Annotated in this window: 5 protein-coding genes; 4 read left to right on the top strand and 1 reads right to left on the bottom strand. The window is 63.6% G+C overall.

What is annotated here, in order from left to right:
- Window positions 1–640 (bottom strand): hypothetical protein (locus tag AC1DWI_RS08995; RefSeq protein WP_477724698.1); only part of this gene is annotated, 640 nt, incomplete at its 3' end.
- A 182-nt stretch (window positions 641–822) separates the two neighbouring features.
- Between AC1DWI_RS08995 and AC1DWI_RS08990 the strand changes: the two genes are divergently transcribed.
- The 4 genes from AC1DWI_RS08990 to AC1DWI_RS08975 all read left to right on the top strand — a co-directional run.
- Window positions 823–1,779, top strand: coding sequence for a LysR family transcriptional regulator (locus AC1DWI_RS08990; RefSeq protein ID WP_477724697.1), 957 nt, complete (start codon window positions 823–825; stop codon window positions 1,777–1,779).
- A 730-nt stretch (window positions 1,780–2,509) separates the two neighbouring features.
- The gene (locus AC1DWI_RS08985) at window positions 2,510–5,281 is read left to right on the top strand and encodes an autotransporter family protein (protein WP_477670319.1); all 2,772 of its coding nucleotides are present in this window, start codon (window positions 2,510–2,512) and stop codon (window positions 5,279–5,281) included.
- 80 nt (window positions 5,282–5,361) lie between these two features.
- Window positions 5,362–6,249, top strand: a complete 888-nt coding sequence (locus tag AC1DWI_RS08980) for a hypothetical protein (protein ID WP_477670320.1) — start codon at window positions 5,362–5,364, stop codon at window positions 6,247–6,249.
- Between the two features lie 405 nt (window positions 6,250–6,654).
- A partial coding sequence (locus AC1DWI_RS08975; protein ID WP_477724696.1) for a Bug family tripartite tricarboxylate transporter substrate binding protein occupies window positions 6,655–7,452 on the top strand: 798 nt, incomplete at its 3' end.

The raw sequence follows: 7,452 nt of genomic DNA, 5'->3' as shown, positions 1-7,452 counted from the left end.
GGTAAGCCCGCAGTTCCGCACCACCAAGGCGGCGGGCGCGCTGTGACAGACCGGCTGGAGCAGATACCTCATCAACCACAGCTTCAGCAGCGGCAACTTTCGTGTCGGCCTGGCTGCGCAGGAAAGCCTTCAGTTCTGCACCGCCCAGACGGAGGGCGCGCTGTGTCAGGCCGGCCGGAGCGGACACCACGGCTGCGGGGGCAGCAACAGCCTCTTCAACGGCGACTTGCTGACGGGCCATTGCAACTTGCAGGTCGGCCATCACGCGGGGATCGTTCTTGGCGGCTTGCCACAGGCGCTGGTCGGCGCGGGCTTCGGCCAGGCTACGCGACCAGGCGTCCAGGCCGACCTTGAGGCTGACGGCTGCATTGCGCGCAGCGCCGGCGAAAATCGCCAGGACAGCAAAAGCGACAGCCCAGAGGCCGATCCACATGACCAGCAGGTGGCCTTCGGCGACGCTGTCCATCACCTGATAAGCCACCACCATCACGGCGGCCGCAACAGCGGACAACAGCAGCGTGGCCAACCCGCGGGTGCCGGAAAAAGCACCGCCCAGCTGGCGTACGGCACCAAAGGCCGACTCAGCGCGGACAACGCCGGGGTGCTGTGTGGAATATTTGATATTGACGAAGCTGGTCATGGTGAACTCCCTTTGGGTTAACTCCGCTGAACCAAAATTGCAGCGGGTAAGGGGATATTAGGGTTACCACTGATGTTATTCAACTTTATCTTTATGATGTGATTCATTCATATTGGTGATAACCTGAGGTTTTCCGCCCTCTTTTCACCTTCTTTTCACCCTTCAACACCCGCCCCAAGCCCTTGACCCCCCTCAATTTCCGGACCCTGGACCTCAACCTGCTTCGCGTGTTCGACGAAGTAATGGCTGAGCGCAGCCTGACCCGGGCGGCGCGCAACCTGTCGCTGACGCAGCCGGCTGTCAGCAACGCCCTGCGCCGGCTGCGTGAAACCCTGGGCGACGAGCTGGTGCAGCGCAGCGGCCAGGGCATGGCGCCCACCCCGCGCGCCGTGGCGATCTGGCCGGCCGTGCGCGAAGCCCTGCAGCAGTTGCAGGAGTCGCTGGTGCCCAACGAATTCGTGCCCGGCGAAGCCACCACCATCTTTGTGCTGGCCATGGCCGATGCCACCGCGGCTGAATTGATTCCCGGCCTGGTGGAAACACTGGACCAGGAAGCGCCCGGTGTCTCAATTCGCGTGATTCCATTGACCACACGCGACCCGCGGCGCCTGCTGGACGAGGAACTGTGCGACCTGGCGGTCGGCTACTTTCCCTCGGTGCTGGCCGACCTGACGGCCGGCGCGCAAAGCGGCGAGCCCTTGCCCTTTTTGCACCAGCGGCTGTATGACGGCGAATACGTCTGCGTCATGCGCAAAGACCACCCGCTGGCTACCGGCCCCTTCACACTGAGCAAGTTCTGCGCGGCGCGCCACATGCTGGTGAGTTTTTCGGGCCGGCCCTATGGTTTCGTCGACGAAGCCCTTGCCTCCCTGGGCCGGGAACGGCATGTGGTGCTGACGGTCAACCAGTTCTTCACGGCGGGGCGGGTGGTGGCCAACTCGAATTTGCTTACTGTGCTGCCGCGGCATTTCGTCGGGGTGACGGGCATTGCCGACCAGCTGGTGCTGCGCCCCCTGCCGTTTGACGTGTCACCGGTGCACGTGGATACCCTGTGGCACCGGCGTTCGCAACAACGCAGCGCGCATGTGTGGTTGCGGYAGGTGCTGGTGCGTGCGGCCGACAGGGCGTTTTTGGCCTGAAGCCCCTGACCCACCCAAAGGACTGGCCAGCCTGGCTATCCGAAGAGACGTCTACACAGCGCTATAAAAATCATAGCTACTCGCGCAAGTCAGTATTGGGCGAGGGTCATTTTTGATGCCAAAACAGGCAGTTTTGGGTGCAGAAATCGTCGCCCGGGGGCCATTGCTACTGGAGCGCGCTTCTCCAGCACACATTTTTTGCCCATCAAATTGCTGTTTTGGCCAATAAGGACAAGCGCAGGGAGCTAGCTATTTGATAGCAGCCGTGGCAACCGGATCAAACCGCTGCAGCTCCCGGCTGTGGTGTGGCCAGCACGCAACGCAGACACCGCAACAGCGCACTTAAAGGCCCGAATCCGGTGCCCTGCGGCGCAATTTCCAGCGTGTTGCACCGCTTTTTCGGGCTACAGGCCAGCCTCCGGCCGCTCCTGACCGGCGCCGCCAGATCAAATTAATTCTTTAGTTCTTCTATTTGATGCTCTAGGCGTTATAAGTCGTCAAACGGCCTACTTGCAAAAAAATGTAACGTGAAGCAAAGTCAAAACATGGACATCACACCCGTACGGAGTCCTTCCCAGAGGCCGTAGTTACTGCGAGGCACACGTTAAAAAATGTTAGCTAAATCATTAACTGCGTTTGCAGCCGAGATCGCGATGTCCTCTGGCAAGGCAATCGCCTTTGGGTTCCGTTGACCGGCACGGCCTGAACCCACACTCCAAAACTGGCCCGCATGAATTCCTGCCTGCACTTTCCCCTCAAGCCACTTGGCTTGGCGCTGGCATTCGCCGGCCTGGCCATGGCACCGCATGCCGGCCATGCCCAGGCCACCAACGATTTCTCGGCCGCAGGCACCCAGGACTGGAACGACGCGGCCAACTGGAGTGGCGGCACGCCTACAGCCGCCAGCGTGGCAAGGGTCCCGACGAACCAGCAGGTGGACGTTACCGGGGCTGGCCAGGTGGGCACGCTGCAAGTGGAGGGAGACGGCCAGGTGGTCGTCCACGCCGGCGGCACCCTGGCCGCCGACACGCTCCTGCTGGGCACCACGCCAGCGCCGGGTAACGCAGGATCCCTGTTGATTAATGGAAGCGTTACGGCCACGCGGCTGAGCGTGGGCGACACGGCGACCGGAGGGCAGATCCTCATCGGCGGCGCCGGCGCCAGCTTGAACGTGTCTCCCCCCAGCCTGGCTCCGGGAGACCAGTTCATTGTTGGCAACAATGGAGACGGGCTCCTGGGCATCCGCACCGGCGCCACCGTGACGGTAGGCGGCACCCGCACCCTGCATCTGGGCAATGTGGGCACCGGGACGCTGGTCATCGGCAACATCGGGCCCAGCGGTACCCTGGATGCCGGCGCCGTGGTTTTCGGCAATGCCAGCTCCAGCATCAAGTTCAATCAGGACGACGCCACCCCCTACATCTTCTCCCCCGCAATCAGCGGCAGCGGGTGGGTCGAGGTATTCGCTATCGGCGGCTCCTCCACCGTACTGACGGGCGCCAACAGTTACACCGGCGGCACTTTCGTCAGAACCAATGCCCGCCTGACCGGCAGCACCACCAGCCTGCAGGGAGTCATCAGCAACGACGGCGTGCTGACCTTCGACCAGACCACCAACGGCACCTTTGCAGGCTCCATCAATGGAGGCGGCACGCTGGTCAAGGAAGGCAGCGGCACGGTGATTCTTTCTGGCACCAACACCTATACAGGCGGCACCACCATCAATGGCGGCACCTTGCGCGGCACCACCGCCAACCTGCAGGGCTTGATTACCACCAACGCCAACCTGGAGTTCTTGCAAGCAGGCAACGGAACGTTTGGCGGTGTCATCAGCGGCACCGGCAATGTGGTCAAAAGCGGCACCGGCAATGTCACCTTTTCCGGCACCCACACTTACAGCGGGGCCACCGTCGTCAGCGGCGGCACGCTGTCGGTCAACGGCAGCCTGACCAACTCTGCCGTGCAGGTGCAGAACGGCGGCACGCTGGGCGGCACCGGTTCCGTGCGCAACACCACCATCCAGTCGGGCGGCACGCTGGCGCCGGGCAATTCCATCGGCACGCTCACCGTGGTCGGCAACCTGACCTTCAACGCCGGCTCCAATTACAGCGTGGAGGTCGATGCAGCCGGCAGCAACGACCGCACCAACGCCACCGGCACGCTGACCATCAACGGCGGCACGGTCAATGTGCTGGCCAGCGCCGGCACCTATTCGCCGACCACGCAGTACACCATCCTCAATGCCACAGGCGGGCGCACCGGCGTCTTCAGCGGGCTCACGACCAACCTGGCGTTTTTGACGCCGTCGCTCACCTACGACCCCAACAACGTGTATCTGACCCTGGCGCGCAACAGCACCGGCTACAACACCCTGCCCGGCATGACGCCCAACCAGCAGTCGGCCTCCAACGCACTTCAAGATGCCTCCGGCAGCGCGAGCGGCGACATGAGCACGGTGCTCAGCGCCCTCAACAGCCTGTCAGTGCCGCAGGCCCTCGCGGCCTTCGATGCCATAGGCGGTGCCAACCTGGTGGCCTTGCGCCGTGCCGGCCCCAGCTTTACCGCCGCGTTCGGCGAACAGCTGCAGGCACGCGTGGGCCGAAGCAGCCTGGGCTCAGTCTGCGGCAGCGACGATGTCGGTGGCCGCGAAGCCCTGAGGGCACTTTTCCCGGCCGCCGAAGACGGTTGCGGTTTCTGGCTGCGCGGTTACGGCAGCCACCAAACCACCGACAGCGACGGCAATGCCATGGCCAGCCGCCTGAACAGCACCGGCCTGAGCGCGGGTTATGACGCCGAAGTGTCGCCGGGCTTGATGCTGGGCGGCGCCGTGACCATCGGCACATCAAGGGTCAGCTTTGATTCCGGTGACCTGGGCAGGGCCCGCAGCGCAGCGCTGGCGATGTACGCCGGCTATGCTGATGGCGCATGGCGCCTGAATGGCGTGACCAGCGTGGCGTTTCACGGCAACCACATGGACCGCGGCATCGTGGTCGGTCCGATCAGCCGCGTGGCCTCGTCGAACTTCGACAGCAGCACCGCCACGGCCTACGGCGAGCTGACGTACGACCTGGACATGATCGGCTGGACGCTGCAGCCGATGGCCGCACTGGCCTTCAGCCGCAACCAGACCAACGGTTTCAGCGAGCAGGGCGCCGGCGCGCTCAACCTGCAGGTTGCCGCGCAAACCGTGTACTCGACCAAATCGATGCTGGGGCTGAAAGCCGGCTTTAACGTGGGCCGGCTGCGGATCGAACCGCGGGTGGCGTGGGCGCATGAGTTTGGCAAATACAACACCCCGATGACGGCGCAGCTGCAGGGCGCCGGCACGCCCTACCAGTTCCAGATCGCGGGCGTGGCCCTCAATGCCAACACGGTGGTCCTTGGTGTCGGCGTCTCGGGCCGCATCCACGACAACTTCAACCTCTTCGCCGACCTCCAGACCGAACAGAACGCACGCCAGCGCAACCTGGCCCTGCTGATGGGGGTGCGCGGCAAATGGTGAGCCGGGCATCTCAAAGCATGTTGACCCCTGACCGACCTGATTCACAACACATTTAATCCAGCCACACCCGCGCATACCTCATGGCTTACAAAAGCATGCCCCCCATCCCGCCATCCCTGCCGCCTCTCCCGCCGCGCCAACCCAAACCGAAACCCGGCAAGGACGCCGGCGCCCACCGATACGACACCATCGTTTTTTTGCTGATCATCGGCCTGGCGATTGTGGTGGCCGGCAGCGCAGCGCGTTACACCCTGGTAGACCGGCCTGCGGCCAAGGCACAGAAGGAAGCCCAGCTGCTGATGCAGCAGCTGATGGCCGCGAACCAGAAGAACCAGCAGCAGCTTGAACAGAAGCTCGCCGAAGCCAAGGCCCAGACCGAGGCATTGCGCGCCAACATGGAGCAGATGAAGGCCGAGATCCAGCAGCCCAAGGCCGCAGCGGAACCGGTTCCGGAGCCGGTGCAGAAACCGGTGCCCGACGCCCAGGCCGCGGAACGCAAGCGGCTGGAGCGCGTCAAGGTGGTCGATGAACTGGTGGACTCGCTGACGCCGAACCTGCAGGTCAAGTTCCAGCAAAAGGTCACGTGGCTGGACCGCAGCGTCTCATTCGGTTTTAGCCTGACCAACGCAAGCCGCCGCGCCGTCCGCGTGACCCCGCCGCGCATCGCCCTGACCCTCAACCCTCTGCCCAACACAAAGCTGGCACTGAAAGCCAGTGATGTGCAGGCTGACATCTGCCCTGGCGGCTTGATCGGGCCGGGAGAGACCATTAACTGCAATGTGGTGCTGCGTTCAGAAGCCACCTTCACCGGTGTCGGCCACATTCCGTTTCGCGCCGTCATCTCGGCACGCACGGAACTCCCGGTGACCAGCGAAACCTGGAAAACCGTGCGTTCCGCCTACAAGGAAGCCTACCTGGAGGAACACATGGTCAAAAGCGTTTCCTTTAATGGGGAGCTTTGGCGGTAATCGCGGGCCGGCAGCAGGATCACGCATGCACCCTGTCGAGGCGGCTGAAGCCGGCGGCAGATTGCCATGCTATCGCTATCAAATAGATAGCTGCTTGCGCCCATCTGTATTGGGTTTCAGCTATCTTTTGTGCTTGAAATCAGTGGTTTTCACGGGGGTTTCCGGCATCGCCAGGGCTTTTGCGGCACCCCAGGGGCAGGCTGGAGGGTCAAAAGCCCCCCTGAGTCGCCTTTTTACCCCCTCAATCGGGCTGTAAACCAATGAGGACAGGCGCGAGCCGCTACTAATTCAGTAGCGTCACGCTGACGCCAAACGCCCGCGGGCAATCCCATTCAAGCGGCTCGCGGCCGAGGGGCATGGTTTTTGCACACACTTTTGCACACAAACTGTACGCAGGAGCCGCGCATGCCAGACCACCCACACCCCCCAACGCCCTCACACCCACTTGCGCGCCGCACCGCGCTGAAGATCCTCGCCAGCGGCGCCGCATCCATGGCGCTGCCGGCCCTGGCTGCCTGGCCGGACAAGCCGATCAAGATCGTGGTGACCTTTCCAGCCGGCGGCGCCAGTGACATCGTCGCGCGGGTGATGGCCGAGCAGCTAGGCAAAAAGCTGGGGCAGGCGGTGGTGGTCGACAACCGGCCGGGCGCGGGCGGCAGCGTGGGAGGCCTGGTGGTGGCGCAGGCGCCGGCAGACGGCTACACACTGATGCTGAGCAACTCGACACCGGTGTCCATCGGCCCGTTCGCGCTGGAAAAGCAGCCCTATGACCCGGTGGAAGGCTTCACCCACATCGCGCTGATCGGCAACGCCCCCTGCGTGGTGATGGCCAACCCGCACGCGCCCATCAAGACGATTACCGATGTGGAAGCGCAGGCCCGCAAAGCGGGCCGGCTCGACTTCGGCTCGGGCGGGCCGGCCTCGATCGGCCACATTTACGGCGAGCTGATGAAAAAGTCCATGGGCGTGAACCTGGTGCACATCCCGTACCGCGGCGGTGCGCCCATGACGACAGACCTGATCGCGGGCGTGATCCCCGTGGGCATCGACGTGCTGACGGCTTTTGTGCCCTACTTCAAGAGCGGGCAGCTGGTGCCGCTGGCCGTAACGTCGGCCAGCCGCTCACCGCTGGTGCCGGATGTGCCCAGCGTGGTGGAGTTTGGCTACCGCAAGCTGGTGCTGGACAACTTCTTTGGTTTGAGC

Source organism: Polaromonas sp. P3_C2 (assembly GCF_056402675.1).
Note: the sequence above shows the minus strand (reverse complement) of the source record. Positions and strands in the feature narration are given on the sequence as shown.